This window comes from Streptomyces sp. NPDC051136 (genome assembly GCF_044455745.1).
Lineage (GTDB): Bacteria > Actinomycetota > Actinomycetes > Streptomycetales > Streptomycetaceae > Streptomyces.
In genome coordinates, this window is sequence record NZ_JBITFE010000002.1 from 552,952 (window position 1) to 579,461 (window position 26,510).

Annotated in this window: 27 protein-coding genes; 15 read left to right on the forward strand and 12 right to left on the reverse strand. The window is 72.0% G+C overall.

Going from position 1 to position 26,510, the window contains the following annotated elements; all coding sequences use genetic code 11:
- Positions 1–55: 55 nt before the first annotated feature.
- From ACIBCJ_RS08000 to ACIBCJ_RS08010, 3 genes are read right to left on the reverse strand one after another with little or no spacing between them, the layout of a single operon-like run.
- Positions 56–1,384, reverse strand: a complete 1,329-nt coding sequence (locus ACIBCJ_RS08000; RefSeq protein WP_365979138.1) for a GH1 family beta-glucosidase — start codon at positions 1,382–1,384, stop codon at positions 56–58.
- A 57-nt stretch (positions 1,385–1,441) separates the two neighbouring features.
- Positions 1,442–1,708 carry a protealysin inhibitor emfourin gene (locus ACIBCJ_RS08005; RefSeq protein ID WP_133885786.1) on the reverse strand — a complete coding sequence of 89 codons (267 nt, stop codon included), beginning with the start codon at positions 1,706–1,708 and terminating at the stop codon, positions 1,442–1,444.
- Between the two features lie 21 nt (positions 1,709–1,729).
- Positions 1,730–2,800: a M4 family metallopeptidase gene (locus ACIBCJ_RS08010; RefSeq protein WP_362095414.1), complete on the reverse strand. Its 1,071-nt coding sequence runs from the start codon at positions 2,798–2,800 to the stop codon at positions 1,730–1,732.
- 351 nt (positions 2,801–3,151) lie between these two features.
- Between ACIBCJ_RS08010 and leuA the strand changes: the two genes are divergently transcribed.
- Both leuA and ACIBCJ_RS08020 read left to right on the forward strand, forming a co-directional pair.
- The gene (gene leuA / locus ACIBCJ_RS08015) at positions 3,152–4,873 is read left to right on the forward strand and encodes a 2-isopropylmalate synthase (protein WP_365979139.1); all 1,722 of its coding nucleotides are present in this window, start codon (positions 3,152–3,154) and stop codon (positions 4,871–4,873) included.
- Positions 4,874–5,057: 184 nt separating this feature from the next.
- On the forward strand, positions 5,058–5,753 hold the full coding sequence (locus ACIBCJ_RS08020) for a TerB family tellurite resistance protein (RefSeq protein WP_362095419.1): 696 nt from the start codon (positions 5,058–5,060) through the stop codon (positions 5,751–5,753).
- Between the two features lie 22 nt (positions 5,754–5,775).
- Here ACIBCJ_RS08020 and ACIBCJ_RS08025 read toward each other — a convergent pair whose 3' ends face one another.
- A complete protein-coding gene (locus tag ACIBCJ_RS08025) occupies positions 5,776–6,324 on the reverse strand; it encodes a GNAT family N-acetyltransferase (protein WP_133885790.1) in 549 nt (182 codons plus the stop codon).
- A 252-nt stretch (positions 6,325–6,576) separates the two neighbouring features.
- Here ACIBCJ_RS08025 and ACIBCJ_RS08030 point away from each other — a divergent pair, with 252 nt between their 5' ends.
- The 9 genes from ACIBCJ_RS08030 to ACIBCJ_RS08070 all read left to right on the forward strand — a co-directional run bounded on the left by ACIBCJ_RS08030 (position 6,577) and on the right by ACIBCJ_RS08070 (position 17,611).
- The gene (locus tag ACIBCJ_RS08030; RefSeq protein ID WP_365979140.1) at positions 6,577–7,350 is read left to right on the forward strand and encodes an SCO2525 family SAM-dependent methyltransferase; all 774 of its coding nucleotides are present in this window, start codon (positions 6,577–6,579) and stop codon (positions 7,348–7,350) included.
- Positions 7,351–7,434: 84 nt separating this feature from the next.
- Positions 7,435–9,279, forward strand: a complete 1,845-nt coding sequence (locus ACIBCJ_RS08035) for an SCO2524 family protein (RefSeq protein ID WP_362095426.1) — start codon at positions 7,435–7,437, stop codon at positions 9,277–9,279.
- Position 9,280: 1 nt separating this feature from the next.
- Entirely contained in the window at positions 9,281–10,198 is a 918-nt protein-coding gene (locus ACIBCJ_RS08040; protein WP_362095429.1) for an SCO2523 family variant P-loop protein, read from the forward strand.
- The gene (locus ACIBCJ_RS08045; RefSeq protein ID WP_362504199.1) at positions 10,195–11,160 is read left to right on the forward strand and encodes an SCO2522 family protein; all 966 of its coding nucleotides are present in this window, start codon (positions 10,195–10,197) and stop codon (positions 11,158–11,160) included. The genes ACIBCJ_RS08040 and ACIBCJ_RS08045 overlap by 4 nt, the downstream gene beginning before the upstream one ends.
- Before the next feature lies 1 nt (position 11,161).
- Positions 11,162–12,142, forward strand: coding sequence for an SCO2521 family protein (locus ACIBCJ_RS08050; protein WP_362504196.1), 981 nt, complete (start codon positions 11,162–11,164; stop codon positions 12,140–12,142).
- Between the two features lie 126 nt (positions 12,143–12,268).
- Positions 12,269–13,384, forward strand: a complete 1,116-nt coding sequence (locus ACIBCJ_RS08055; protein ID WP_362504193.1) for a hypothetical protein — start codon at positions 12,269–12,271, stop codon at positions 13,382–13,384.
- Between the two features lie 147 nt (positions 13,385–13,531).
- Positions 13,532–15,610: an MMPL family transporter gene (locus ACIBCJ_RS08060; RefSeq protein WP_365979141.1), complete on the forward strand. Its 2,079-nt coding sequence runs from the start codon at positions 13,532–13,534 to the stop codon at positions 15,608–15,610.
- 67 nt (positions 15,611–15,677) lie between these two features.
- Positions 15,678–16,937: a histidine kinase gene (locus tag ACIBCJ_RS08065; RefSeq protein WP_365979142.1), complete on the forward strand. Its 1,260-nt coding sequence runs from the start codon at positions 15,678–15,680 to the stop codon at positions 16,935–16,937.
- Positions 16,934–17,611 (forward strand): response regulator transcription factor, encoded by a 678-nt coding sequence (locus ACIBCJ_RS08070; RefSeq protein ID WP_365979143.1) that lies wholly within the window; start codon positions 16,934–16,936, stop codon positions 17,609–17,611. Before ACIBCJ_RS08065 ends, ACIBCJ_RS08070 begins: the two co-directional genes overlap by 4 nt.
- On the opposite strand, the gene ACIBCJ_RS08075 is transcribed toward ACIBCJ_RS08070, so the two are convergent.
- The 4 genes from ACIBCJ_RS08075 to ACIBCJ_RS08090 form a co-directional block, all read right to left on the reverse strand.
- Positions 17,599–19,098, reverse strand: a complete 1,500-nt coding sequence (locus ACIBCJ_RS08075) for an alpha/beta hydrolase (RefSeq protein ID WP_365979144.1) — start codon at positions 19,096–19,098, stop codon at positions 17,599–17,601. The genes ACIBCJ_RS08070 and ACIBCJ_RS08075 overlap by 13 nt on opposite strands.
- Before the next feature lie 155 nt (positions 19,099–19,253).
- A complete protein-coding gene (locus tag ACIBCJ_RS08080; protein WP_365979145.1) occupies positions 19,254–19,925 on the reverse strand; it encodes an HAD-IA family hydrolase in 672 nt (223 codons plus the stop codon).
- Positions 19,922–20,110: a DUF397 domain-containing protein gene (locus tag ACIBCJ_RS08085; RefSeq protein WP_365979146.1), complete on the reverse strand. Its 189-nt coding sequence runs from the start codon at positions 20,108–20,110 to the stop codon at positions 19,922–19,924. Before ACIBCJ_RS08085 ends, ACIBCJ_RS08080 begins: the two co-directional genes overlap by 4 nt.
- On the reverse strand, positions 20,092–20,925 hold the full coding sequence (locus ACIBCJ_RS08090) for a helix-turn-helix transcriptional regulator (RefSeq protein WP_362095459.1): 834 nt from the start codon (positions 20,923–20,925) through the stop codon (positions 20,092–20,094). Before ACIBCJ_RS08090 ends, ACIBCJ_RS08085 begins: the two co-directional genes overlap by 19 nt.
- 114 nt (positions 20,926–21,039) lie before the next feature.
- Here ACIBCJ_RS08090 and ACIBCJ_RS08095 point away from each other — a divergent pair, with 114 nt between their 5' ends.
- From ACIBCJ_RS08095 to ACIBCJ_RS08110, 4 genes are read left to right on the forward strand one after another with little or no spacing between them, the layout of a single operon-like run.
- A complete protein-coding gene (locus tag ACIBCJ_RS08095) occupies positions 21,040–21,246 on the forward strand; it encodes a hypothetical protein (protein WP_365979147.1) in 207 nt (68 codons plus the stop codon).
- Positions 21,243–21,461, forward strand: a complete 219-nt coding sequence (locus ACIBCJ_RS08100; protein WP_362095465.1) for a hypothetical protein — start codon at positions 21,243–21,245, stop codon at positions 21,459–21,461. Before ACIBCJ_RS08095 ends, ACIBCJ_RS08100 begins: the two co-directional genes overlap by 4 nt.
- A gap of 22 nt (positions 21,462–21,483) precedes the next feature.
- On the forward strand, positions 21,484–22,230 hold the full coding sequence (gene recO, locus ACIBCJ_RS08105; protein WP_365979148.1) for a DNA repair protein RecO: 747 nt from the start codon (positions 21,484–21,486) through the stop codon (positions 22,228–22,230).
- A 12-nt stretch (positions 22,231–22,242) separates the two neighbouring features.
- Positions 22,243–23,076, forward strand: coding sequence for an isoprenyl transferase (locus ACIBCJ_RS08110; protein ID WP_362504172.1), 834 nt, complete (start codon positions 22,243–22,245; stop codon positions 23,074–23,076).
- A gap of 93 nt (positions 23,077–23,169) precedes the next feature.
- Here the strand turns inward: ACIBCJ_RS08110 and ACIBCJ_RS08115 are convergent, their stop codons facing one another.
- From ACIBCJ_RS08115 to ACIBCJ_RS08130, 4 genes are all read right to left on the reverse strand, one after another.
- Positions 23,170–23,589: a Fur family transcriptional regulator gene (locus tag ACIBCJ_RS08115; protein ID WP_133885808.1), complete on the reverse strand. Its 420-nt coding sequence runs from the start codon at positions 23,587–23,589 to the stop codon at positions 23,170–23,172.
- Between the two features lie 62 nt (positions 23,590–23,651).
- Positions 23,652–24,554, reverse strand: a complete 903-nt coding sequence (locus ACIBCJ_RS08120) for a metal ABC transporter permease (protein WP_362504166.1) — start codon at positions 24,552–24,554, stop codon at positions 23,652–23,654.
- Positions 24,554–25,324, reverse strand: a complete 771-nt coding sequence (locus tag ACIBCJ_RS08125) for a metal ABC transporter ATP-binding protein (protein WP_133885810.1) — start codon at positions 25,322–25,324, stop codon at positions 24,554–24,556. The genes ACIBCJ_RS08120 and ACIBCJ_RS08125 overlap by 1 nt, the downstream gene beginning before the upstream one ends.
- A 49-nt stretch (positions 25,325–25,373) precedes the next feature.
- Complete coding sequence (locus ACIBCJ_RS08130; protein ID WP_362504163.1) at positions 25,374–26,342, reverse strand: zinc ABC transporter substrate-binding protein; 969 nt, start codon at positions 26,340–26,342, stop codon at positions 25,374–25,376.
- Between the last annotated feature and the right edge of the window lie 168 nt (positions 26,343–26,510).

A 26,510-nucleotide genomic window follows, 5' to 3' on the forward strand; every position in this document is an offset into this window, starting at 1 on the left:
ACGGGTGTGTCTGCTGTCTCCAGCGTACGACTCCCCGCCGACAGCACCGAGGGGTTTATCCGACCGGCGGGCACCGCTGTGCACGGACCAGTTCCCGGAACCAGCCGTACGACGCCTTGGGCGTGCGCTCGAGTGTCGTGAAGTCCACGTGGACCAGTCCGAAGCGGCGGGCGTACCCCTCGGCCCACTCGAAGTTGTCCAGGAGCGACCACACGAAGTAGCCGCGTACGTCCACGCCCGCCTCCACGGCCCGGTGCAGGGCGCGGACGTGCCCGTCGAGGTAGGCGATGCGCTCCCGGTCGTCGAGGCCCTCGTAGGAGCAGCCGTTCTCCGTGATCATGACCGGCGGGAGCCGCTCGCCGTAGCGGTCGCGGAAGCCGGTGAGCAGCTCCGTCAGCCCCTCCGGGACCACGGGCCAGCCGAAGTCCGTCAGCGGCCGGCCCTCGATCGCGCGCACCGAGAAGGGCAGTCCGGCCGGGAGCGTCACGCCGCCGGACCCGGTCTCCGCCCCCTGCGGGGCGCCCACCCGCGTCGGCGCGTAGTAGTTCACGCCGTACCAGTCCAGCGGCTCGGCGATGATCTCCAGGTCGGCGTCGGTCTCCCCGGGGGAGCCGGGCATCAGCTCGCCGATGCCCTCCGGATACCGCCCGGTGAGGACCGGGTCGGAGAACATCCGGTTCAGCAGCAGGTCGTAGAACTCCGCCGCCTCCCGGTCGGCCGGCTCGTCCGAGGCGGGCCAGGTCGGGCCGTGGGAGTTGGCGATGCCGACGTCCGTCGCGCCCGCGGCGCGCAGGGCCCGAACCGCCAGACCGTGCGCGAGCAGCTGGTGGTGGGCGACCGGAAGCGCGTCGAACAGCAGCTCGCGGCCGGGGGCGTGGACGCCCAGGGCGTGGCCCAGCAGGGTGTGCTCGGCGGGCTCGTTGAGCGTGATCCACGTGCCGACCCGGTCGCCGAGGCGCTCCGCGACGACCGCCGCGTAGGCGGCGAACCGGGCGGCCGTGTCCCGCTCCAGCCAGTCGAGACCGGCCGGCAGGTCCCAGTGGAAGAGCGTCGGCACCGGCCGTACGCCCGCCGCGCACAACTCGTCCACCAGGCGGTCGTAGAAGTCCAGGCCGCCGGGGGACTCCACCCGGGGCCAGGAGACCGAGAAGCGGTACGCGTCCACGCCGAGGCCCGCGAGCAGGGCCACGTCCTCGCGGTACCGGTGGTAGTGGTCGCAGGCCACCGCCGCCGTCGAGCCGTCCTTCACCCGGCCGGGTTCGGCCGTGAAGGCGTCCCAGACGGACGGCCCTCGCAGCCCGGCCGCACCCTCGATCTGGTGCGCGGACGTGGACACGCCCCACAGGAAACCGCCCGGGAACCGCGGCATCGCGTCAGTCGCCATGCGCGGATCATCCGCACCCCCGGCCGGGGAAGTCAACGCCCGTGCGCGCGGGCGGGGTTACGCCCCTTCCTTCAGCACCCGGGAGATCAGCGCGCGCTGCTCCTCCGTCAGCCGGGGGTCGGCGGCGTACACCGTCCTCCCGTCCACGGTGAGCTGGTAGCTGAACCCGTCCGGCACCCCGACCGGAGGGGTGCTCCGGCCGTCGGCGACCGCCCGCTCGGCCAGCGCGTGCCACTCCTGCGCGTCGGGGCGTCCCGCGGTCTCGACCTCCGCGTGGCGTTCGATGCCCGCGAAGCCTCCTGTGCGCCTCACCTGAATCCGCATGGACCCGTGTCTAGTACGGAACTACGACGTCCGCACCCCGACCTGCTCCCAGGCCTTGCCGACCGCCTCCAGCTCGTTCGCGTCGCCGTAGCGCTCCCGGGCGGCCTTCAGGGTGAGCGCCGCGAAGTCCGCGAACAGCGCGTCCTCGGCCAGCTCCCCGCCGGTCAGCACGTCGTACCAGATCTGCCCGGCCCGCTCCCAGGCGTGCCCGCCGAGGGCGGTGGCGAGCAGGTAGAAGGCGTGGTTGGGGATGCCGGAGTTGATGTGCACGCCGCCGTTGTCGCGGCCGGTGCGCACGAAGTCGTCCATCGTCGCGGGCTGCGGGTCCTTGCCGAGCACGTCGTCGTCGTAGGCGGTGCCCGGTGCCTTCATGGAGCGCAGCGCCTCGCCCGTCACCCGCTCGGCGAGCAGCCCGGCGCCGATCAGCCAGTCCGCCTCGGCGGCGGTCTGGCCCAGCGAGTACTGCTTGATGAGGGAGCCGAAGACGTCCGACACCGACTCGTTGAGGGCGCCGGGCTGCCCGTAGTAGGTCAGGTTGGCGGTGTGCTGGGTGACGCCGTGGGTCAGCTCGTGGCCGATCACGTCCAGGGCGATGGTGAAGTCGAGGAAGATCTCCCCGTCCCCGTCGCCGAAGACCATCTGCTCGCCGTTCCAGAACGCGTTGTTGTACTCGCGGTCGTAGTGCACGGTCGCGTCCAGCGGCAGGCCCGCGCCGTCGATGGAGTCGCGCCGGTAGACCTCCAGGTAGTGCTCGAAGGTGGCGCCCAGGCCCGCGTAGGCGCGGTTCACGGTGGCGTCCTTGCCCGGCTCCTCGCCCTCGGCGCGCACCTCGCGGCCCGGCAGGTCGGTGCCGTGCCGGGCGTCGTAGACCGTGCGCTGCGGCTGCCCGGGTTCGGTGCCGGCCGGCGGGGCGACGGAGGGGGCGCCGATGACCGTGGTCAGGCCGCGGCGGGTGCGCTCCAGGGCGTCGCGCTGCAGGGTGCGCCGGGCCGGCCCCGCGAGCACCGGGTCCGCGTGCCGGGCGAGCCGGTCGAGGACGTGGGGCGGGACGATCGTGCAGAAGACGGGCTGGAAGCCCCCGTATGTCGTCATGTCCGGCACTTTCGCACTGCGTGACCGCAGTGTCACCAGCCGCAACCATGATTGGTGAAAAGCGGTGGCAAGAAGGGCCCGTGACCGGCCGGGAGTGGTATGCGGCACTTTTTGTCCCGGTTGTCCCCTGGGTCCCGCATACTGATACGGACCCGCGTGACCCGCGTGACTCGGCTAAGGTGCTGGGCATCATGCGATTCGGGCTGCTTCTCCTTAGCTGCCGCGGCGAGGGCCTGTAGAGGCCGACTCCCTCCCCGCGGAGCTTGGTGGTGCCGTCGGCCGTCCTTCCGGACACGCGGACGACGCGGACACCGCCGAGATCCGCGGACATCACGAGGAGCCCACGCCATCATGGCCAACCGCCAGCAGCCCAGCCCCATGCCGACCGCCAAGTACCGCGGCTACGACCAGGTCGACATCGCCGACCGCACCTGGCCCGACCAGCGGATCACCACCGCTCCCCGCTGGCTCTCCACCGACCTGCGCGACGGCAACCAGGCGCTGATCGACCCCATGTCGCCGGTCCGCAAGCGGGCCATGTTCGACCTGCTGGTCAAGATGGGCTACAAGGAGATCGAGGTCGGCTTCCCGGCCTCCGGCCAGACCGACTTCGATTTCGTACGGTCCATCATCGAGGACCCGGACGCCATTCCGGACGACGTCACCATCTCCGTGCTGACCCAGGCCCGCGAGGACCTGATCGAGCGCACGGTGGAGTCCCTGAAGGGCGCCAGGCGGGCCACCGTCCACCTGTACAACGCCACCGCCCCCGCCTTCCGCCGGGTCGTCTTCCGCGGCTCCAGGGACGACATCAAGCAGATCGCGGTCGACGGCACCCGCCTGGTGATGGAGTACGCCGAGAAGCTGCTGGGCCCCGAGACGGAGTTCGGCTACCAGTACTCGCCGGAGATCTTCACCGACACCGAGCTGGACTTCGCCCTGGAGGTCTGCGAGGCGGTGATGGACACCTACCAGCCCGGCCCCGGCCGCGAGATCATCCTCAACCTGCCCGCCACGGTGGAGCGTTCCACGCCGTCCACGCACGCCGACCGCTTCGAGTGGATGGGCCGCCACCTGTCCCGCCGCGAGTACGTCTGCCTGTCCGTCCACCCGCACAACGACCGCGGTACCGCGGTGGCGGCGGCCGAGCTGGCGCTGATGGCCGGCGCCGACCGCATCGAGGGCTGCCTGTTCGGGCAGGGCGAGCGCACCGGCAACGTCGACCTGGTCACCCTGGGCATGAACCTGTTCTCCCAGGGCGTCGACCCGCAGATCGACTTCTCCGACATCGACGAGATCCGTCGCACGTGGGAGTACTGCAACCAGATGGAGGTCCACCCGCGCCACCCGTACGTGGGCGACCTGGTCTACACGTCCTTCTCCGGCTCCCACCAGGACGCCATCAAGAAGGGCTTCGACGCGATGGAGGCCGACGCGGCCGCCAGGGGCGTCACCGTCGACGACATCGAGTGGGCCGTCCCGTACCTGCCGATCGACCCCAAGGACGTCGGCCGCTCCTACGAGGCCGTCATCCGGGTCAACTCGCAGTCCGGCAAGGGCGGCATCGCCTACGTCCTGAAGAACGACCACAACCTGGACCTGCCGCGCCGGATGCAGATCGAGTTCTCCAAGAACATCCAGGCCAAGACGGACGCCGAGGGCGGCGAGATCACGCCGGCCGCGATCTGGGACGTCTTCCAGGACGAGTACCTGCCCAACCCGGACAACCCCTGGGGCCGCATCCAGGTCGCCAACGGGCAGACCACGACCGACCGCGACGGAGTCGACACCCTCACCGTCGACGCCACCGTGGACGGCGTGGAGACCACCCTGGTCGGCACCGGCAACGGCCCGATCTCGGCGTTCTTCCACGCGCTGCAGGGCGTCGGCATCGACGTACGGCTGCTGGACTACCAGGAGCACACGATGAGCGAGGGCGCCTCCGCGCAGGCCGCCTCCTACATCGAGTGCGCCATCGGCGACAAGGTGCTGTGGGGCATCGGAATCGACGCGAACACCACGCGTGCCTCGCTGAAGGCGGTCGTCTCCGCCGTCAACCGCGCTTCCCGCTGACCAGCCGAATCAGTGGTTTGTGGTCCCGCTCGCCGGAAACCGGCGGGCGGGACCCCGTCATATACCGGCCATATATCTGTGATGGTCACGGAAAGGTCTCGTCCTGGGTACTGACTCCAGGTCGGTGATGTGGCTAACATCACGCCAGCGCGACGATGCTGTCGCGCCGTTACGGAGGTGCGACGTGGTGCCTGGACCTGGACGAAACGGCCGAGCTGCCCGGCTGCCGCGCATCCTGGGCACCCGCACCGCGTGGACGCCCGTCGGCGACGGCGAGTTCTTCTGCCCCGGATGCGGCGGCGACCGCAACTACACGCGCCTCACCGGCCACCGCCGCTTCGCGGTGCTCGGCGTGCCCGTGCTGCCCCGCGGCGAGTCCGCGCCGACCGTCGAGTGCGCGGCCTGCCGCCGCCACTACGGCACCGACGTCCTCGACCACCCGACCACCACCCGCTTCTCCGCGATGCTCCGCGACGCCGTCCACACCGTCGCCCTCGCGATCCTGACCGCGGGCGGCACCGGCTCCCGCACCTCGCTGGAGACCGCGACCGTCGCGGTGCGCGCGGCCGGCTTCGAGGACTGCACCGAGGACCAGCTGAACGCGCTCGTCGAGGCGCTGGAGGCGGACACCGGCCGGGTCCGCGGCGAACCCTGCGTGCCGGGCCTGGCGATAGAGCTGCACGAGGCCCTGGACCCGCTGGCCCCGCACCTCGCCGCCGTCGGCCGCGAGTCGATCCTGCTCCAGGGGGCCCGCATCGCGCTGGCCGACGGCCCCTACACCCCCGCCGAACGCGACGCCCTGGCCACCGTCGGCGCGGCCCTCACCCTCTGCTCCGACGACGTGACCCGCCTCCTGGAGTCGGCGGGCACGCCGTCCTAGGGTGGACCGGGGCGCGCCGGACTCACGGCCCCCCGGGCAGGTCCAGCCGCATGACCTGGCGGTGCACACCCGGTCCGAAGTAGTCCGGACGCAGGCCGCCGTCGGGTTCCTCGGGGCGGAAGCCCAGCGAACGGTAGAGGAAGATGGCGGCGAGGTTGGCGGGTTCCACGGTGAGGCGGACCTCCTTGATGCCGTCCCGGCGCAACCGGCTCAGGACCTCGCGCATCAGCTCCCGGCCCAGCCCGTGGCGGCGCCGGTCCGGCGTCACGCACAGCCCGAGTATCCAGCTGTCCGCGCCGATCGTGCGGGTGGCGGCCAGCACGTAACCGCGCAGCCGGCCCGTGCCGTCGTCCAGGACCAGGAAGTGCTCCTCGTACATGTCGAAGAGCTGGCGCAGCAGGAACCCGGGATAGGCGAAGTCCTGGAAGACCTCCTCGTCCAGCCGCCGCAGCTCCGGCAGGTCGGACTCCCGTGCCGTGCGCAGGTCCAGTGGCAGGTCCTCCGGTGGCAGGCCGGGGTGCGCGAGCCGGTCGTCGTGGTCGAGGGAACGTTCCAGCGGTTCGGCGGTCATGCAACCCCCTGATCGGACTGCGTCAACTCGTGGGCATCCGAGCCGCACACGGTCGGGTGAAGGACTTCTGTGGCGGCCGGTGTCTGCTTCTGGCTAGAGTGAGCGTCCAACTTCCCTCGTGCAAGGGCGAGTTCGGGTGTGCGACCATGCGCCCGACGTGCGCCGGGCGGAAGAGGATGGCGTATTCCCCCGCTGTTCCGTAGCGACCGGGTCACTTACCGTGAACGGTACTAGGAGTTTGTCCGAAATCGAATGGAACGTGGCAGGGTGACTATGGATCGCAACGCCGACGCACCGTGGTCGAAGTTCGATCCGGAGGTCTACGTCGACGACAACTACCGGACACCGCTCGAAGTCGACCTGTTGATCGTCCGGCTGATGCGCGACTACTTCACCCGCTGTTTCGACGGGGCACCCCCGCGCTCCGCCCGCGGCATCGACGTCGGCGCCGGTGCGAACCTGTACCCGGCCCTGTCCATGCTGCCCTGGTGCGAGAAGGTGCTCCTGCTGGAGTACGCGCACCCGAACGTCGAGTACCTGGAGAAGCAGGTCTCCCCGGCCGGTTACGACATCGCCTGGGACCCCTTCTGGGACGTGCTGCGCGAGGCTCCCGGCTACGCCGCCGTCGAGCCGAGACCGCTGGTCGCCGACATCGTCCGGGTGGAGCGCGGCAACCTGTTCGACCTGGAGGGCGGGGACCGGCGCTGGTCCATCGGGACCATGTTCTTCGTCGCCGACTCCATGTCCGAGGCGCCCGAGGAGTTCCACCGGGGCGTGAGCTGCTTCATGAGCGCGCTCGGCGAGGGGGCGCCGTTCGCCGCCGCCTTCATGAAGGAGTCCGTCGGCTACCGCGTCGGCGAACACGACTACCCGGCCTACCGGGTGAACGAGGAGACGGTCCGGCAGAGCCTGGCCCCGTTCACCGGCGAGCTGGAGATCCACGACCTGCACCACTCGGTGCGGCCGGGGCACGACGGAATGCTCCTCGCCCTGGGACGGCGCAATTCGGAGATTGCCGCCCCCTAGGAAAGGGGACATCCTGGGCGGGGACCAAGCGCAACGGGGACATGCCGAACACAGGGCAACGAGGTCTGTACGAGGGGTGCGGGGATGCAGATCAAGCCACGCCAGCACCTGCTGGACATCTGGCAGGCCATGGCCCGTCATTCGTTCGACGACGGGAAGCTCGTCCGCGGGGACACCGACGGAATGAGCAGCGTCGCCGACGCCGAACGCCTGCTCTGCCTGCTGTATCCGGCCACCGAGGTCCCCGCCTTCCGGCTCGACCAGCCGGACACCACCGAACGTGACGTCCTGCGCGCCCTCGAACAGGTCGGCAGCCGGCTGGAGATCCCGCCCAACCTGATCGCCGCGCTGACCCAGTTCATGCGCACCCACACCGGCACGGACGACAGCCCCACCTTCTCCGGCGGCCACTACTTCCGCCCCGCCGAGCCCGACGGCACGATCACCCACGAACAGCGTCAGCTGGGCGTGGTCGACTCCTACTCCATGTCGGTCACGCTCTGCCTCGCCACCCTCGGTTTCCTCAAGGTCTACGAGGGGACCACGACCCGGCCCGAGATCCTCAAGGCCATCGCCGAGCTGCGGGACGCCACCAACGCCCGGCTGACCGCCGCGATGATCAGCCTGCTGCGCTCCTTCACCGTCAACGTCTTCGACTCCGAGTCGGAGCAGGGCAAGCGGCTGATCCAGGTCATCGGCCAGGGCGGGCAGTCCGACCGGATCGTCCTCCAGCAGTTCTCCCGGCGGTTACGCCCGCTGCGCGCCACGATCATCGAGAGCCTGTCGAGGGGCATCCAGGTCGACGAGGGCATCCGCGACGAGAGCCAGCTCTTCGAATGCGGCTGGGCCTGGGGCATCGTCAAGGACGCGCCCCGGATCACCGACCTGAACGTCGACGCCGTCGGCCAGCCCGACGGCATCGCCGACCGCCTGCCCTACGTGTACTTCACCGTCGTCGCCCTCGACGGCATCCAGGACCTCTTCTCCGACCGCACCCTCACCCTCGGCCTGCTCGACGAGGACCAGCAGAAGCTCGCCGAGATGCTGCGCCTGCGCTGGGAGCTGAGCCAGCAGTACTGGTCCGCGATCGCCCGCTTCGGCGCCGACCGCTGGCCCCTGGAGGACCTGCCCTGGCAGACCACCGGACTGCGCCTGGAGTCCGAGTACTTCTCGCTGACCGTCGCGGCCATCCTCGTGCACGACCTGGTCCGCCGGAAGGCGACCGACGACGACCTCACCCGCACCGTCGCCATCATGGAGCGCCTCGCCGACCGGGGCCGGGTCACCAGCCGCATGACCAAGAGGGACCCCACCCTCCTGCTGCACACCCCCGGCGTCACCATGCCGCTCGCCGGGTCCGAGCGGGCCGGCGGCCAGCTCATGTGGCGGATGACCGACTTCTCCGCCCAGCTCCTCAAGCGGATCATCCAGCTCGCCGAGCTCTCCCGGAACATCGGCGCCCAGGACCGCCTGCTGCGCCTCGCCGAGCAGTCCTTCGAGCACCTGTGGAAGCGGCGCATCGACGAGGACGAGGGCGCCGGGCTCTGGGACAGCATCCAGGCCGTCTACCCCGACGCCCGGGACGCCGGACCGCGGCTGTCCTGGAGCATCACCGAGCGCGTCACCGAATGCCTCGTCGCCGCCCGCAGCCTCTACGAGCAGCAGCCCATCCGCAGCCCCGAACTCGCCGAGTTCGCACGGGAACTGCTCAGCGAGGCGACCCACCTGTTCGGCCGGGAGCAGTTGGAGGCGTCCGCCGCCCCCGACGGAAGCAGGGCCAGGGCCATGCGGAGCATCGAGAGCCGCCTCGACCACGCCCGCAGCCTCGTCGACGAACGGCCCGCGACCGCCTTCGCCCTGGCCCTGCCCGTGCTCCAGGAACTCGACACCCTGGCCCAGGCCAGGGGCGCCGCCGCCCAGGAGGTATGAGGTGCTGGTCTTCGCCGCCTCCGACAAAGGAGGCACGGGACGCTCGGTGACCAGCGCCAACCTGGCCTACCAGCGCGCCCTCACCGGTGACCACGTGGCCTACGTCGACTTCGACTTCGGCTCGCCCACCGCCGCCGCCGTCTTCGACGTACCCAGCGCCATGCGCGGCACCGAGGACCTCGGCCTCCACTCCTACCTGGAGGGCGAGACCGCGGAACCGGTCCGCATCGACGTCTGGCGGCAGACCGAGCATCCCCTGCTGCGTGCCCGCCCCAACCAGTCCGGCCGCCTGGTGCTGTTCCCCGGCGACGCCGGCGGCGGCGAGTTCGCCACCGGAGACGAGGCCCTGGAGCGCTGCGTCGACCTGCTGCTCAGGCTCAACAGCGAGTTCGACGTCACCTTCGTCGACCTCAGCGCCGGCCGCAGCTACGCCGTCGACATGGTCCTCGCCGCCACCGCCCACCCCCGGATGAGCAGCGTCCCGTTCCGCTGGCTGGTCTTCCACCGCTGGACCCGCCAGCACGTGATCGCGGCCTCCGGACTCGTCCACGCCGAGAACGGCATCATCGGCGGCGGCGTGGACCGCGGGCACGACGAGGACAGCCTGCGCGCCGCGATCCGCTTCGTCCGGGCCGCCGTGCCCGACCCCGAGTCGCCCCTGTGGTCCCAGGGCTCCACCGCCCAGGCCACCTGGATGCAGGCGTGCGACGAGGCGCTGCGCCGGCTCGCCGCCGAGCACCGCATCGGCGACAGCGTCGTCCTCGGCATCGTGCCGCTTGAGCCCATCCTCCAGTGGCAGGAACAGCTGATCACCGAGGAGGACGTCCTCTCCACCCAGATAGCGAACAAGGAGACGCTGGAGGCGCTGGAGGAGATCGCCCGGCGCCTGACGGACGACACCCACTGGGGGCGGCTGTGACGGAGTCCGTGTACAGCGAGACCGCCGCCGAGCCGCGCACCCAGTCCGTGCCGCTGGCCCACCTCTCCCTGGAGCTGGGCCACCTCTACATGGAGGACTTCGAGGCCGGGCCCGAGCGGCTGCGGGCGCACTTCGCCGAGGTGCGCCCCTGGGTGGAGGCGGCCCGCACCGCCGCCACCGCCCGGGCCGGCGGCAAGCGGGCCCGGATCAGCACCTGTTTCCTCATCGACGACTACTTCACCCGCTTCTCCACCCCCGCCGAGGTCGTCCCCATGCTCCTCGCCGAGGCGCAGGAGGCCGGGCTGGAAGTCGACTACCTGGCCCGCGAGTCCGGCTGCGCCGTCACCGGCAAGGTGCCCGTCGCCGAGGCGGTGGCCGCCCGCATCGTGGAGTCCCCGCCGGCCGGCAGCTACGGCCTGCGCCCGCCCGCCGCGCAGACCGGCTGGCTCGCCAACGGCGAACGCAGCCCCGTGGCCCGCGCCCCGCAGGCCATGAAGCGGGCCGTGCCCTGGCAGCCGCCGCACGAGACCGCGGCCCGCCGCCACTCCGTCTTCCTCGACGTCGAGCTGTGGAGCGACGACGCCGACGGGCAGCGCCTGTGGTCCTGCCCCTTCCTCGCCGCCGTCTGGCAGCTCGCCCGCCTCGGACTCCTGCGCCACGAGGGCGAGGCCGTCCTCGCCCCCCAGCCGCACACCGCCGCCCGCTTCCCCGACACGTGGGACGACTTACCCACCCTGCTCCGGCTGAACGACCGCGCGGCCCCCTTCGCCGCCTACCGCACCTGCTCGGTCCTGCCCACCCGCTTCCTCCCCGTCGAGCACGCCGTCCGCGTGATCCTCGACCAGGTCGTGGCCGACCCGGGCGCACTGGAGCAGGTCGCCGAGCGTTCCGGGAAGGAACGCATGGCCGTCCCCGACTCGGTCGCCGACCGCATCTCCTACGTGTACTACTCGGGGCCCTGACATGGCGCCGCGGCAGAGCACCCCGCCCGCCGTCCTCGCCTGCGGCGAGATCCGCACCTGCCTGCTGCCCGCCCGGCAGGCCCTCGACATCCGCTCCGCCGCCCAGCTCCTGGGCCTGCGGCCCGGCGAGCGGGTCCTGCTCTCCGAGCGTCCCGGTCTCTACGCGCGTTCCCCCGAGACCCTCACCGGCGTCGACTGCCCCCTGCCCAGCGCCAACGGTGCCCGCGTCCGCGCCGTCGGCACCGTCACCGCCCACGCCGCGCTCACCGAGGGCCGCGTCCTGCAGACCTCCGCGCACTGCGGGATGCCCGGCACCGGCCCCGACCAGCGGCGGCCCTGGGGCGAGTACCTGGTGCGGCCCGGAGTTGTCGAGCCGCTCGGCAGGCTCCCCCACGAGGCCGTCGCCCAGGGCGTCCTCGGCGGCCCGCGCCAGGGCGACCTCGACGTCGGCCTCATCGCCGACGGCCTGCTCACGCGCGTCCTGCGCCATCCGCTGCTCGACCAGCGCCCGCCCTTCCGCTCCCGCCCCACCCGGCTGCGCTGGGCGGCCCTGCCCGCGGCCCCGGGCGAAGGCCCCCGGCTCGAACGGTTCACCCTCGCCGAGGACGAACTGCGCACCGTGCGCCTGCGCGTGCCCGCGACCGTCACCGCCGGCGACCTCGCCGCGCTCTGCGACGACCTGGCCCTGCACGACTGGCTGCTGACCACCGTCGTGCGCATGCTCGACGGCCTGCGGCTGGGCGCCGGAGCCGCCCAGGACGCCGACGCCGTGGTGCGGACCCTGCGCCCGGCCGTCGACCACCTGCTCCACCTGTGGATGCCCCGCGCCCGCGTCACCCGCGAACTGGCCTCGCTCTGGGACCCGCTGGAGGAGCGGCCCGGCTTCACCCGGCAGTGGCAGGCGCTGGTGCAGCGCATCCGCGACCAGCTCACCCTGCACGCCATTCCCGCAGCCCACCGGGAGGTGGAACCGGCTCCCTGACCGAGCCCCGCCGTCCGTCACCTGCATCAGCGCACGCACATCGGTGCACGCACCCCAGGCGCACGCACATCGGCGCACGCCAGTCCCCGCACGATCCGACGCGTATCCCAACGGGGGGAGAGCGAGATGAGCACGGCACAGTCACCCCGCCCCGACGACACACCCCGCACGACCAGCCCGATCGACCCGAGGGGCGAGTCCCCCTGGGCCCGCATGGTCCTGGTCGCCCTCGTCGTCGGCGGCCTCTTCTGGAGCGTCGCGGCGCTCCTGGACCCGGACGACGGCACCCCGCGGCAGTTCCTGTCCGCCGTGCTCTGCGCCGGCGCGGCGCTGGCCGTCCAGTACGTCCTCGGCCTGGCCCCGCGCGCGGCACGGAGCCCGCTGGACGAGCACACCCGCCGCGTGGAGGCCGCGCTGGCCGAGAACACCGCCGCCGTACGCGACGGTCTGAGCCGGTACGACGACGAGCTGAAGTCGGGCCTGACCCGGCACACCGAGGACGTCAAGCAGCTGGTCGAGACGCACGTCGCCCAGGCCGACCACCGGCCCGCCGAGTCCGCGCGCACCCTGGACCCGGTCCGCATCGACCGGCTGCCGGACCTGGCCGAGGGCTTCGCCGACGTCCTGCTGCCCAACCCGTCCATCCTGCACACCTTCGTGCGGCTGGAGATGTCCCGGGTGGTCGGGCACATGGCGGACCTCACCAACCTGAGCGCCGAGTGCCCCGGCGAGAACCACGACTGGATGCTCACCCTCACCCGCGCCGCCGAGCACTCCATCCTCGCCACCAGCACCTCCGTCGACCGCGAGTTCTGGAACAGCGAGCCCGCCGGACGCTACCTCGACGCCCAGCAGGCGGCCATCGACGAACAGGGCGTCTCGGTGCGCCGCCTGTTCCTGCTGGGAAGCGCCCGCGAGCTCGACGACCGGCTGCTGCGGCTGTGCGAGGAGCAGGAGCTGCGCCGCATCGACGTCCGCGTGGCGGTCCTGCCCGAGCTGCCCCCGCACCTCCAGCGCGGCACCACCAACGACTTCATCCTCTACGACGAGGAGGTGTCGTTCGAGATCGAGCAGGACCTGCGCGACGTCAACGTCCGCACCCGGCTCACCGCCCGCCAGGAGTACGTGCGGGACCGGCTCAAGCGCTTCCGGGAACTCTGGGACGCGGGCATGGGCCTGCGCGAGCTGGAGGTCCGCGTCGACGACGAGGAGGACGGCAACTGGATGGTCGACCGGGCCTGACCGCCGCCGTACTCCCCGGGGAGTAGCGGCGGCCCCGCGTCTCCCCGGGCAGTAGCCCGAGCCTCGCCCTCACGCCCGACGCGCCCGCTCCCCGCCGCCGGAAGTCTGGAGACCGACCCAGACACCCACCGGAGGGAGGCCCGTCTGATGGGGGCCACGAAGACAGGCGCGGGGCGGCGGCGGGCCGTGCTGTGGCTGGTGCTCGGACTGTGGATCGCCGTGCTGGCGATCGCCTCGCCGTTCGCGGCGAAACTCGGCGAGGTGCAGCGCGACCGGGCCGTCGACTACCTGCCGGCGAGCGCCGACTCGACACAGGTCGCCAAGATCCAGGAGCGGCTGCCGGGCGGCGAGGCCACCGAGATGGTCCTCGTCTACCACCGCGACGGCGGACTGACCGCCGCCGACAAGAGGACCGCCGCCGGGCAGATCGCCGAGATCGCCGGCGCGCACGAACTCGTCGGCCGCCCCGAGGGCATCCCCTCCGAGGACGGCGCCACCCTCATGTACCCGGTCGCCTCCACCGAGCCCGGCACGGACGAGAAGGCGCGCGACGCACTGGTCGACGACGTACGGGACGTCGCGCGGGGGAGCGGCGGGCTCGGCGTCGAGGTCGGCGGCCCCGGCGCGCTCGCCACCGACTCCGCCGAGGTCTACGACTCGCTGGACGGCCCGCTGCTGTACACCACCGCCGCCGTCGTCGCCCTCCTGCTGATCCTCATCTACCGCAGCCCCTTCCTGTGGCTCGTGCCGCTCGCCGTCGCCGGCCTGGCCGACTACCTGTCCATGGGCGTGGCCTACGGCCTCAACCAGTGGTTCGGCACCGCCGTCTCCGGCCAGAGCAGCGGCATCATGACCATCCTCGTCTTCGGCGTCGAAACCGACTACGCGCTGCTGCTGGTCTCCCGCTACCGCGAGGAACTGCGCCGCGTCGAGCGGCCGTACGACGCCATGCTCGCCGCCCTGCGCGGCTGCGGCCCCGCCGTGCTCGCCTCCTCCGGCACCGTCGCCGCCGGACTGCTGTGCCTGCTCGCCGCCGACCTCAACTCCAGCCGTGGCATGGGCCCCCTCGGCACCGTCGGCGTGCTGTGCGCGCTGGCCGCCATGCTGACCCTGCTGCCCGCGCTCCTCGTGCTGCTGGGCCGCCGCGTCTTCTGGCCGCTGGTGCCCCGCCACGGCAGCACCCCCAAGGTCCGCAGGTCGCTGTTCACCGCGATGGGCAGCTCCGCCGAACGCAGGCCCCGCACCGTGCTGGTGGGCGGCGCCGTCCTGCTCGGCGCACTCGCCCTCGGCACCTTCGCGCTGCCCGGGCACCTCAAGCAGGAGGACTCCTTCACCACCCGCCCCGAGGCGATCGCCGCGATGGAGACCCTCGCCGATGCCTATCCGGAGCGCGGCAGCCAGCCCGTCACCGTCATCGCCCCCACCGACCGCGCCCAGGACGCCCTGGCCGCCATCCGGGACACCCGCGGTGTGGACAGCGCGGAGGCCGGCCGCAGCGGCGGCGGCTGGACCGAGCTGACGGTCCTGGCCTCCACCCCGCCCCAGTCGGCCGCCGAGACCGCCACCATCGAGGAACTGCGCGACAAGCTCGACGGCTCCTACGTCGGCGGCCCGAGCGCACAGCAGATCGACCTGGAGGACACCAACGCCCGGGACACCGCCCTCGTGGTACCGATCGTGCTGCTGTCGGTCCTGCTGATCCTCACGGTGCTGCTGCGCTCGCTGGTCGCGCCGCTGATCCTGGTCGCCGCCGTCGTCGCCGTGTGGGGCGCGGCCCTCGGCATCGGCGGACTCGTCTTCGAGCCGCTCTTCGGCTTCGAGGGCACCGACCCGGGCCTGGGCCTGCTCTCCTTCGTCTTCCTGGTCGCCCTCGGCGTCGACTACGGCATCTTCCTGATGCACCGGATGCGCGAGGAGGCCCTGAACGGCGCCGGACCCACCGAGGCGGCCCTGTCCGCGCTGCGCACCACCGGCGGTGTCATCGCCTCGGCCGGTCTGGTCCTCGCGGCCACCTTCGCCGTGCTCACCAGCATGCCGATGGTGCAGCTGGTCGAGCTGGGCTTCGTCATCGCGGTCGGCGTCCTGCTCGACACCTTCCTCGTCCGCACCTACCTGGTCACCAGCGCGAGCGTCGCCCTGCGGCGCCGGGTGTGGTGGCCGGGGCGGCTCTCCCGGGAGACCGGCCCGCCCGCGGCGGACGAGGTGCGGGAGCCCCTGGGTGTCTGAGACGCCGGGCCACCGGACCGCGCCCCTCCCCTCCCGGAGGGGCGCGCCCGTCGCGGAGGATGGACGCGTGCAGGCAACCACCGAGGCACCGTCCGCTCCCCGTGTCGGCGAGCGGATCATCGCCGCCGTCAACCGCGACCCCCGCACCGCCGCACACGGCACCCGCAACGACGCCGTACTGGCCGCCGTGCTCCTCGCCGGCGCCGTCTGCCTGGCGCTGCTCACCGACGAGGGGCGCCGTCCGGACGCCCTGGGCTGGACACTGCTGGTCGCCGCGCACGTCCCGATCGTGTGGCGCCGGCGCCGCCCGCTGCTGGTCCTCGCGGCGGTGATGGCCGTGGTCGGGCCGTACCACGCGATGGAGAACAACCACACCGCGGTGGGCCCCGCCTCCTACGTGGCGCTCTACACGCTGGCCGTCACCGGCCGTCCCCTGCGCACCGTCCTGACCGGCGTCGTGGTCCTCACCGTGTCCGTGAGCATCATGCTCACCGTCAACACCCACCAGGCCCTGGAGCTGATCCGCATCTCGGGCTGGGTCATCGCCATCCTGTTCTGCGGCATCGACATCCGGTACTACCGGCAGTACGTCGCCGCCATCGTGGAGCGCGCCGAACGCGCCGAGCGCACCCGCGAGGAGGAGGCCCGGCGCCGCGTCGCCGAGGAGCGCCTGCGCGTCGCCCGGGACCTGCACGACCTGCTGGCGCACAGCATCACCCTCATCGGCGTGCAGACCTCGGTCGCCGCCCACGTCCTGACCGCCGACCCCGAACGCCTGGACCGCACGGCCGTCGCCAAGGCCCTCGACGACATCGCCGAGACCTGCCGCACCGCGCGCGGCGAACTGCGCACCACCCTGGAGGTCCTGCGGGCCCAGGACACCGCGGGCGTCCCCGATGCCCGGGGCCCGCTGCCCGGCCTGAGCGGGCTGCCCGACCTGGCGGAGAGCGCCCGGCTCGCCGGAGCGTCCGTGGACCTGTCGGTGAAGGCCGACGACGTCCCGGCCGCGGTCGGCGCCGCCGCGTACCGCATCACCCAGGAGGCGCTGACCAACGCCGTGCGCCACGCGGGACCCGCACCGTCCGTCCGCGTCGAGGTGCACGCCGAGCCGGGCGCCCTGCGCCTGTCCGTCACCGACGACGGCACCGGACCCGACCCGGCGGGCACCCCCGGCTTCGGACTCGTCGGCATGCGGGAGCGGGCCCGCAGCGTGGGTGGCACACTCGACGCCGGACCGCGGGGGGACGCCGACGGCTTCGCGGTGACGGCCGTGCTGCCGACGCGCGCCGCTCCCCGGACACCTGCGACCTCGGAGAGAGCCGGATGACGATACGCGTGCTGCTCGCGGACGACCAGAACCTCGTCCGCGCGGCGTTCGCCCTGCTGGTGGCGTCGGCCCCTGACATGGAGGTCGTCGGCGAGGCCGCCACCGGCCGCCAGGCCGTGCAGCTGGCCCGCGCCGCACGCGCCGACCTCGTCGTGATGGACGTGCGCATGCCCGACCTGGACGGTATCGAGGCGACCCGGCTGATCGCCGCCGACGAGGACCTGGCCGGGGTCCGCTTGCTGGTCCTCACCACCTACGACACCGACGAGAACATCGTGGACGCGCTCCGCGCGGGCGCCTCCGGATTCCTGGTGAAGGACACCAGGCCGGCCGAACTCCTGGACGCCATCCGCACGGTGACCGCGGGCGACGCCCTCCTGTCACCCGGCCCGACGGCCCGGCTGATCGAGCGGTTCCTGCGCAGCCCGTCGGCCCTCGACGTGCCCGGCCCCGGCCCCGACGGCCTCTCGGACCGGGAACGGCAGGTGCTCACCCTGGTGGCGCGGGGTCTCAACAACACGGAGATCGCCGACACCCTGGGGCTGAGCCCGCTCACCGCCAAGACCCACGTCAGCCGCATCATGGGCAAGCTGGGAGCGCGGGACCGGGCCCAACTGGTCATCACGGCCTACGAGTCGGGCCTGGTGACGCCGGGCGCCGGTCAGTCGCAGTAGACGTCCGAGGCCGGCCGCCGCCCGGTCGCCAGGAACCGGGAGACCGTGGCGTCGCCGCAGGCGTTGCCGTTGGCCAGGTAGGCGTCGTGCCCGGTGGAGTTCACGGTCACCATGACGGCACGCCGGCCGAACGCCGCCCGCAGCCTGCGCGCACCGGTGAGCGGGGTGGCGACGTCCCGCTCGTTCTGGACCAGCAGCACGTTGGAAGGCCCGCGGCCGGTGATCCGCACGGGTGCCTCGCGCGGCGGGTACGGCCACGCGGCGCACGGCATCGCGTTGCGCGGCATGCCCGCCGTGAGCGGGTACTTGGCGCGGCTCTCGGCGACGCCCTTCTCGTACACGGCCGCCGCGTCGGGCCAGGCGACGTCGTTGCACAGCACGGCGGCCCCGACGGCGGCGACGTTCTGCAGGACGGCCTCGGGCGGCGCCGGGGGCGCGGGCGGCACGGTGCCCCGCTCGGCGGCCAGCATCAGCTTGGCCAGCGTGGGGAACTTGGCGGGGGAGTAGAGGACGTCCAGCATGGTCTGCCGCAGCACGTTGCCGTTCAGCTCCGCCGGGTTGGCGCCGGGCCACGGGATCGGTTCCCGGTCCAGTCGGGCGGCCAGCCGCAGGAACTGCGGCCGCACGTCGGCGGCCCGCGGCGCCACCCGGTCGGGGTTGTCGGGCCGGGCGGCCCAGGCGGCGAACTCCGGGAAGGTGTCCTCCACGCCCTGCTCGTGCCCGGCGAGCCAGCCGCGGGCGACCCGGGTGGGATCGGGATCGTCGTTGCTGTCCAGCACGATCCGGTCGGTGCGCTGCGGGAACAGCTGCGCGTACACGGCCCCGACGTACGTCCCGTACGACACCCCCCACGCGGAGATCCGCCGCTCGCCCAGCGCGGCCCTGAGGCGGTCCAGGTCGCGGGCCTCGTTGGCGGTGGTGAGGTGCTTCATCAGCTCACCGCCGTTGCGGGCGCAGGCGTCGGCCATGCGCCGGGCGGTGGCCATGTTCCCGTCGACGGAGCCGTCGGGGGCGGGCCAGGGGCGCAGCTTGGAGAGGGCGAGGTCGCCGTACTCCAGGCCGCAGTCGACGGACGTGGACGGCGCGAGGCCGCGCGGCGCGAACCCGACGAGGTCGTAGGCGTCCCGGACGTCCTGGGGGAGCTTCTGCCCCTTCCCCGAGGGGTCGTTGAGGCTGGAGCCGCCCGGTCCGCCGGGGATCAGGAACAGGGCTCCGCGCCGGGCGTCCGGATTCTCGCTGCGGATCCGGGAGACGGCCATCTCGACACGGGGTCCGTCCGGATCGGCGTAGTCCATCGGCACGTCGAGCGTGGCGCACTCCTGCCGGGGGTCGACACCGGTGCCCTCACAGGCGGACCAGGCGAGGGCTTCGGGCCCGCTCGCGCTCGTCGCGGAGGCGGTCACGGGTGCGGTGACGCCGAGGAGGGCGGTGGACACGCCGACGAGGGCGGCGTTGCGGATGCGTCTGCTGCGCTTGGGCTGCGTCATGCGAAGAGCTTCGCGGACCGGAAGGGCTCGCCCCATCCGGGTAACAACCCGGTGTGTACGGGGGGTTGCCCCAACGCAAGAGCGTCGGACGGAGCCGGCGGCGGCTCACGTCGTTCGACAGCGTCAGGATCGTCGTGAAGCGTCCGCCGCGTTGTTCAGGCACCTGGTCGGCCGGGCGGAACAACGGCCTCCGGCTCCTGGCCCAAGATCCCTTGCTCGATGAGCAGTCCGCGCACCTCGTCGAGGGAAGCCGCGCACCGGTGGGCCTCTCCGAGTGCCGCCGCCGCGTGTGTCGTCGTCAGGCCGATCACGGTGCACCCGGCCGCCACCGCGGCGCGTACGCCCGCCGGTGCGTCCTCCACGACCACGCACGCCGAGGGCGCCACGCCGAGCCGGGACGCGGCCAGGGCGAAGCAGTCCGGGGCGGGCTTCGCGTGCTCGACGTCGCTGCCGTAGACCCGTACGGCGGGCAGGGGGAGCCCGGTCGCCGCAAAGCGTGCCTCGACGAAGTCCCGGTTGCCCGAGGTCACGATCGCCCAGTCCCGCCCGGACAGGTCCCGCAGCAACTCCCCGGCTCCGTCGACCGGCAGGATGCCGTCCCGCTCCCTGGCCAACAGCTGGTCGAGCACCTGCCGCTCGAGCACCGGGTCCAGCCGGGCCGCGGCGTCCCGCACGGTGTCCTCCGGGCGCCGGCCGAAGGTGAGCCGCCACACCGTCTCGGTGTCCAGTCCGTGCGACAGCGCCCAGGAGTCCCACACCCTGCGGTGAGCGGCCGCCGAGTCCAGCAGCACGCCGTCGACGTCGAAGAGTACGGCGGCGGCGGTCATACGGTGCGTACGAACTCCGTCCAGGCCGCCGACCCGACGACGACCACCGGGCCGTCGGCCACCTTGCTGTCCCGGACGGGTACGACACCGGGCACTCCGTCGGTGACTTCGAGGCAGTTGCCGCCCTCGCCATTGCTGTAGGTGCTCTTGCGCCAGTGGGCGTTGGTCAGGTCGTACTCGCGCATCGTCTGAAGTCCTCCGCCGCCGAGTCGATCAGGGCCAGGGACGCCTCCGGCGACAGCGCGGCGACCCTGAGCAGATCGTATGCGCGCTGTGCTCGCTTCACCACGGCCGGAACATCCACCAGCGTCCCCGAGAACGAGGTCTCTGTATAGGCGACCGGAGGTGCGTCCTCGAAGTCCATGAGCCTCAGATCTCCGGTCATGGCCGCATGCGCCCCCGCCCCGAACGACAGCACCGTCACGACCGCCGCGCGTTCCCGCATCAGCCGCGCAACGTGCTCCAGTTGTGCCGCCATCGCCCGCGGGCCGCCCACAGGGATCCGCATTACCCCCTCGTGCAACGTCACCCAATACTCGGGCCTTGTAGCGTCGGCCAGGATCAGTGACCGCTCCAAACGCGCGGCGACGATCTCGTCGACGTACGAGTCCGACTTGAACGGGTTCGCGGCGATCGTGACCGCGCGGGCGTAGTCCGCAGTCTGGAGCAGGCCCGGCACGACCGTCGGCGCGAACTCGCAGATCTTCGTGGCCAGCCGCTCCAGCTCGACAACCCCGGCGAAGTAATCCGCATACCGAGGGTCGTCGATCAGCTTCCTGCACAAGCGCTCGAAAATACCGTCGGTTTGTAGCGCCTCGTCAATCCGCTGGGCCACATCCAACTGCGGCTTCCGAATTGCCTGTTCGAACTGGCCGATGTAACCACCCGAGACGAATACCCGCGCACCCAGCTCCACTTGGGTGATTCCGGCGTCCTCACGCCGTCGTTTCAGCTCCGTTCCGAAGAACTCCCACGCGGCTTGCCGTGAACCGTTGGCCATAACCAATCCCCCCGCGCTGACCCGCACTTGTAGTGCACACACTCCTGCCGAGTGTAGGTGCCGACCGGCATTCTGGGGACACGAAGAGTGAAGTCGCAAAGGGAAGGGAAAGCGATGGACGCACGGCACTCGGCGTTCTGCGTCGAAGGAGCGGAGGACGCGGTGAAAGAATTGCGCGCGGCACTCGCGGAGGCGGGAATCACTCTGCCCTCTCTCGGGCTCGACCCGGTGAGTCTCGCGCGGGAGGCGCCCTGTCCGCTCGTCGAATTGGGCCGGTGTTCCGTGGAGACCGCGCGGCGCCTCGCGGCGGTCCTGCGATGACGACGCCGCCCGTCGGGGTCCACGCCGTGGACACCCGCAGCGGACGGGTCGGGATCGTCATGGGGCACGAGGGGCCGTACGTGCAGATGCGGCCGTACGGCGGCGGACGGGAGTGGGACGCCCAGCCGGGTGACGTACGTCACGCCACCCCGTCCGAGCGGCTCAGCGCGGCGATGGCGTACACCAACGCCAGGAGCCGCGGCGAGGTCCCTTGAAGCATGCGCGAGAATGGTCGGCATGAGTCTGTTCCGCGACGACGGCATCGTGCTGCGCACCCAGAAGCTGGGCGAGGCGGACCGGATCATCACCATGCTCACGCGCGGTCACGGACGGGTACGCGCCGTGGCGCGCGGGGTGCGGCGCACGAAGTCGAAGTTCGGGGCGCGGCTGGAGCCGTTCTCGCACGTGGACGTGCAGTTCTTCTCGAAGGGCAGCGAGCTGGTCGGGCGCGGTCTGCCGCTGTGCACGCAGAGCGAGACCATCGCGCCGTACGGTGGCGGGATCGTGGCCGACTACGCGCGGTACACCGCCGGGACGGCCATGCTGGAGACGGCCGAGCGGTTCACCGACCACGAGGGTGAGCCCGCGGTGCAGCAGTACCTGCTGCTCGTCGGCGCGCTCAGGACCCTCGCCCGGGGCGAGCACGCGCCGAACCTGGTGCTCGACGCGTTCCTGCTGCGCTCGCTGGCCGTCAACGGGTACGCGCCGACCTTCGGGGACTGCGCGAAGTGCGGCCTGCCCGGTCCGAACCGGTTCTTCTCGGTCGGCTCGGGCGGCTCCGTCTGCGTGGACTGCCGGGTGCCGGGCAGCGTCGTACCCTCGCCGCAGGCCCTGGAACTGCTCGGGGCGCTGCTTGCGGGAGACTGGTGCACGGCGGACGCGGCCGAGCCGCGGTACGTCCGGGAGGGGAGCGGACTGGTCTCCGCCTACCTGCACTGGCACCTGGAGCGGGGACTGCGCTCCCTGCGGTACGTCGAGAAGTAGGAGAGAACCGATATGGCCGTACGCGGGATTCTGGGGCGCCAGCGCCGGGAGTACAGGACGCCGGAGCCGCACCCGTCGGGCGCGCGGCCGCCGAAGCTCGGTGAGCTGGTCCCGGGGCACGTGGCGATCGTCATGGACGGCAACGGGCGCTGGGCCAAGGAGCGCGGCCTGCCGCGCACCGAGGGCCACAAGGTCGGCGCCGAGCAGGTCATGGACGTTCTCCAAGGGGCGATCGAGATGGGCGTGGGGAACATCTCGCTGTACGCCTTCTCCACCGAGAACTGGAAGCGCTCGCCGGAAGAGGTGCGCTTCCTGATGAACTTCAACCGGGACTTCATCCGCAAGTCCCGTGACACCCTCGACGCGCTGGGGGTGCGGGTGCGCTGGGCGGGCCGGATGCCCCGGCTGTGGAAGTCGGTGGCCAAGGAGCTCCAGGTCGCACAGGAGCAGACCAAGGACAACGACCGGCTCACGCTGTACTTCTGCATGAACTACGGCGGGCGGGCCGAGATCGCCGACGCCGCGCAGGCCCTCGCCGAGGACGTGCGGGCCGGGAGGCTCGATCCGGCCAAGGTCAACGAGAAGACGCTCGCGAAGTACCTGTACTACCCGGACATGCCGGACGTGGACGTCTTTTTGCGGCCGAGCGGGGAGCAGCGCACGTCCAACTACCTGATCTGGCAGAGCGCGTACGCCGAGATGGTCTTCCAGGACGTCCTGTGGCCCGACTTCGACCGGCGCGACCTGTGGCGGGCCTGCCTGGAGTTCGCCTCCCGCGACCGCCGCTTCGGCGGCGCCATCCCGAACGAGGAGCTGCTCGCCATGGAGGGCCGCAGTACCGAGTAAGCCCCGGGCGGCAAAATCAGCCCGTCCGGCGTTTGAGGACGAGGCCGTTCAGGCCGATGCGGGGGCCCGAGGCGCAGCCCCTGCCGTACCCGCTCAACCGCCGGCGGCACCCGCGCAGTCGGCGCAGGTGCCGAAGATCTCCACGGTGTGCGCCACGTTGACGTAGCCGTGCTCCGCGGCGATGGCCTCGGCCCACTTCTCCACCGCGGGGCCCTCCACCTCGACGGCCTTGCCGCAGGCGCGGCAGACCAGGTGGTGATGGTGGTCGCCGGTGGAGCACCGGCGGTAGACGGACTCGCCCTCGGCGGTGCGCAGGACGTCGACCTCGCCGGCGTCGGCGAGGGACTGAAGGGTGCGGTAGACCGTGGTGAGCCCGACCGCGTCGCCCTTGTGCTTGAGCATGTCGTGGAGTTCCTGCGCGCTGCGGAACTCCTCGACCTCCTGAAGGGCGGCCGACACGGCAGCCCGCTGCCGGGTGGCGCGGCCCTTCACGGGCGGTCCAGCGGTGCTCACTGGATTCCTCCTCACGTCTTCACGGCTTGCCGGGCCATTGTGCCAGCCCGGTTCACCCGCGGTCAGACGCCGACCTCGTCGGCGGCCCCCCTGGTGGCCGGAATCTTGCACTCCGCCGGATCCGCGGCGGGCTGCGCGGCGGCCAGGGCCCGCGCGCGTCGCCGGGCCAGCGGGGCGGCCAGCAGACTCAGCACGACGAACGCGCCGATGGTGAGCAGCACGATCGTCGCGCCGGGCGGCACGTCCTGGTAGTACGACGTGACGGTGCCGCCGATCGTCACGCTCACCCCGAGCGCGACGGCGATCGCGAAGGTGGCGGCGAAGCTGCGGGTGAGCTGCTGCGCGGCGGCCACCGGGACCACCATCAGCGCCGACACCAGCAGCAGACCGACGACGCGCATCGCGACCGTCACCGTGACCGCCGCCGTGACGGCCGTCAGCAGGTTCAGCGCGCGCACCGGCAGGCCGGTGACCCGGGCGAACTCCTCGTCCTGGCTGACGGCGAACAGCTGGCGGCGCAGGCCGACGGTGACGAGGGCCACGAAGGCGGCGAGCACGCAGATCGCGGTGACGTCCGACTCGGAGACCGTCGACAGCGAGCCGAAGAGGTACGAGGTGAGGTTGGCGTTGGAGCCGCCCGGCGCGAGGTTGATGAACATCACGCCGCCCGCCATGCCGCCGTAGAAGAGCATGGCGAGGGCGATGTCGCCGCGGGTCCTGCCGTACCAGCGGATCAGCTCCATGAGGACCGCGCCGAGGACGGAGACGAGGGTCGCCATCCACACCGGGGACCAGGAGAGCAGGAAGCCGAGGCCCACGCCGGTCATGGCCACGTGGCCGATGCCGTCGCCCATGAGGGCCTGGCGGCGCTGGACCAGGTAGATGCCGATGGCCGGGGCGGTGATGCCGACCAGGAGGGCCGCCAGCAGGGCCCGCTGCATGAAGGCGTAGTTCAGGATTTCCATCAGCTCAGCAGTCCCGTACGGATCGGTTCGGCGCCCGCGGGGGCGTGCGGGTGGACGTGGTCGTGGCCGGGCAGCGCGTGCTGGCCGACGGCCTCGGGCGGCGGGCCGTCGTGCAGGACGCAGCCGTCGCGCAGCACCACGGCCCGGTCGATGAGCGGCTCCAGCGGGCCCAGCTCGTGCAGGACGAGGAGGACGGTGGCGCCGGCCGCGACCTGCCCGCGCAGGGTGGCCGCCAGCACCTCCTGGCTGGCCAGGTCGACGCCCGCCATCGGCTCGTCCATGATCAGCAGTTCGGGTTCGGCGGCGAGCGCGCGGGCGATCAGCACGCGCTGGTGCTGGCCGCCGGAGAGGGCGTTCACCGAGTCCTTGGCGCGGTCGGCCATGCCGACCAGGTCGAGGGCGCGGCGTACGGCCTCGTGGTCGGCCTTGCGCAGGACGCCGAAGCGGGCCCGGGAGAGCCGGCCGGAGGCGACCACCTCGGTCACCGTGGCGGGGACGCCGCCGGCGGCCGTGGTGCGCTGCGGGACGTAGCCCACGCGCGCCCAGTCGCGGAAGCGGCGCCGCGGGGAGCCGAACAGCTCGATCTCGCCGGCCGTCACCGGCACCTGGCCGATGATCGTGCGCACGGCCGTGGACTTGCCCGAGCCGTTGGCGCCGAGGAGCGCGACCACCTGGCCGCGCCGCACGGTGAGGTCGATGCCGCGCAGGACGGGGCGTGAGCCCAGCTCGGCGCGCACGCCGCGCAGGGATATGACGGACTCGTCGCTCACGATGTCCTCCGTAACGGTCGAACTGCTGGGGATTGCTGCTTGCCTGGCCCTACTCGGCGCCGAGGGCGGCCCGGAGCGCCTTGAGGTTGGCTTCCATGACCGAGACGTAGTCGTCGCCCCTGGACTGGTCGGTGATGCCTTCGAGCGGATCGAGGACGTCCGTCTTCAGGCCCGCGTCCTTGGCGAGGGTCTTCGCGGTCTTGCCGGAGACCAGTGTCTCGTAGAAGACCGTGGTGACGCCGTCGGCCCGGGCCTCCTGCTGGAGCTGCTTGATCCGGGCGGGGCTGGGCTCGCTCTCCGGGTCGAGGCCGTTGATGGCCTCCTGGGTGAGCCCGTAGCGCTCGGCGAGGTAGCCGAAGGCGGCGTGGTTGGTGAAGAAGACCTTGGTGCCGGTCTTCGCCAGCCCGTCCTTGAACGCCGTGTCCAGGCCGCCCAGCTTCTTCGCCAGCGCCTCGGCGTTCTTGCGGTAGTCGGCTGCGTGGTCCGGGTCGGCCTTCTCGAAGGCCTTCGCGACGCCCTCGGCGATCTCGGCGTACTTCACCGGGTCCAGCCAGACGTGCGGGTCGAGGCCGTGCTCGCCCTCCTCGGAGTGTTCCTCCTCGGCGTGCTCCTCGCCGCCGTGGTCGTGCTCGACGTCCCCGTGGTCCTCGAGCGTGGTCAGCGAGGCCGCGTCGATCTTGGTCTTTGCGTCGGACTGGGCGACGGCCTCGTCCACGGCCGGCTGGAGGGACTTCAGGTAGAGCACCGCGTCCGCCTCGCCCATCCGTGCGGTCTGCCGGGCGCTCAGCTCCAGGTCGTGCGGCTCCTGGCCGGGCTCGGTGAGCGTGGTGACGTTCACGTGCTCCCCGCCGATCTGCTCGGCGAGGTACTGCATCGGGTAGAACGACGCGACGACGTCGAACTTGTCCGTGTTGCCGGCCCCCGCGCCGTCGGTGGAGCAGGCGGAGAGGGTCCCGAGGCCCAGTGCGGTGGCCGCGGTGACTGCTATGCCGGAGATACGGCGTCGTCGTGCGTTCATGACACTCATTTTCAACAAATATGGAAACCGTTGTCAACAAGCGGTCGGTCACGCAGATGGGAGCCCCCGATTTGGCCGAGGGGTGACCCACGCCGGTAACCTGAAGCATTCTCTGGAAGCGTCTCGCTTCGCCCGCCGCACCAGTCAGTCACCGTCGTCGTAATGAAG

What these genes read in the sequence shown, in the direction of transcription:
- ACIBCJ_RS08000 (WP_365979138.1), bottom strand. Translation starts at nt 1,384, where the DNA reads ATGGCGACTGACGCGATGCCGCGGTTCCCGGGCGGTTTCCTGTGGGGC.
- ACIBCJ_RS08005 (WP_133885786.1), bottom strand. Translation starts at nt 1,708, where the DNA reads ATGCGGATTCAGGTGAGGCGCACAGGAGGCTTCGCGGGCATCGAACGC.
- ACIBCJ_RS08010 (WP_362095414.1), bottom strand. Translation starts at nt 2,800, where the DNA reads ATGACGACATACGGGGGCTTCCAGCCCGTCTTCTGCACGATCGTCCCG.
- leuA (WP_365979139.1), top strand. Translation starts at nt 3,152, where the DNA reads ATGGCCAACCGCCAGCAGCCCAGCCCCATGCCGACCGCCAAGTACCGC.
- ACIBCJ_RS08025 (WP_133885790.1), bottom strand. Translation starts at nt 6,324, where the DNA reads ATGACCGCCGAACCGCTGGAACGTTCCCTCGACCACGACGACCGGCTC.
- ACIBCJ_RS08030 (WP_365979140.1), top strand. Translation starts at nt 6,577, where the DNA reads ATGGAACGTGGCAGGGTGACTATGGATCGCAACGCCGACGCACCGTGG.
- ACIBCJ_RS08035 (WP_362095426.1), top strand. Translation starts at nt 7,435, where the DNA reads ATGCAGATCAAGCCACGCCAGCACCTGCTGGACATCTGGCAGGCCATG.
- ACIBCJ_RS08050 (WP_362504196.1), top strand. Translation starts at nt 11,162, where the DNA reads ATGGCGCCGCGGCAGAGCACCCCGCCCGCCGTCCTCGCCTGCGGCGAG.
- ACIBCJ_RS08055 (WP_362504193.1), top strand. Translation starts at nt 12,269, where the DNA reads ATGAGCACGGCACAGTCACCCCGCCCCGACGACACACCCCGCACGACC.
- ACIBCJ_RS08060 (WP_365979141.1), top strand. Translation starts at nt 13,532, where the DNA reads ATGGGGGCCACGAAGACAGGCGCGGGGCGGCGGCGGGCCGTGCTGTGG.
- ACIBCJ_RS08070 (WP_365979143.1), top strand. Translation starts at nt 16,934, where the DNA reads ATGACGATACGCGTGCTGCTCGCGGACGACCAGAACCTCGTCCGCGCG.
- ACIBCJ_RS08075 (WP_365979144.1), bottom strand. Translation starts at nt 19,098, where the DNA reads ATGACGCAGCCCAAGCGCAGCAGACGCATCCGCAACGCCGCCCTCGTC.
- ACIBCJ_RS08080 (WP_365979145.1), bottom strand. Translation starts at nt 19,925, where the DNA reads ATGACCGCCGCCGCCGTACTCTTCGACGTCGACGGCGTGCTGCTGGAC.
- ACIBCJ_RS08085 (WP_365979146.1), bottom strand. Translation starts at nt 20,110, where the DNA reads ATGCGCGAGTACGACCTGACCAACGCCCACTGGCGCAAGAGCACCTAC.
- ACIBCJ_RS08090 (WP_362095459.1), bottom strand. Translation starts at nt 20,925, where the DNA reads ATGGCCAACGGTTCACGGCAAGCCGCGTGGGAGTTCTTCGGAACGGAG.
- ACIBCJ_RS08095 (WP_365979147.1), top strand. Translation starts at nt 21,040, where the DNA reads ATGGACGCACGGCACTCGGCGTTCTGCGTCGAAGGAGCGGAGGACGCG.
- ACIBCJ_RS08100 (WP_362095465.1), top strand. Translation starts at nt 21,243, where the DNA reads ATGACGACGCCGCCCGTCGGGGTCCACGCCGTGGACACCCGCAGCGGA.
- recO (WP_365979148.1), top strand. Translation starts at nt 21,484, where the DNA reads ATGAGTCTGTTCCGCGACGACGGCATCGTGCTGCGCACCCAGAAGCTG.
- ACIBCJ_RS08110 (WP_362504172.1), top strand. Translation starts at nt 22,243, where the DNA reads ATGGCCGTACGCGGGATTCTGGGGCGCCAGCGCCGGGAGTACAGGACG.
- ACIBCJ_RS08120 (WP_362504166.1), bottom strand. Translation starts at nt 24,554, where the DNA reads ATGGAAATCCTGAACTACGCCTTCATGCAGCGGGCCCTGCTGGCGGCC.
- ACIBCJ_RS08130 (WP_362504163.1), bottom strand. Translation starts at nt 26,342, where the DNA reads ATGAACGCACGACGACGCCGTATCTCCGGCATAGCAGTCACCGCGGCC.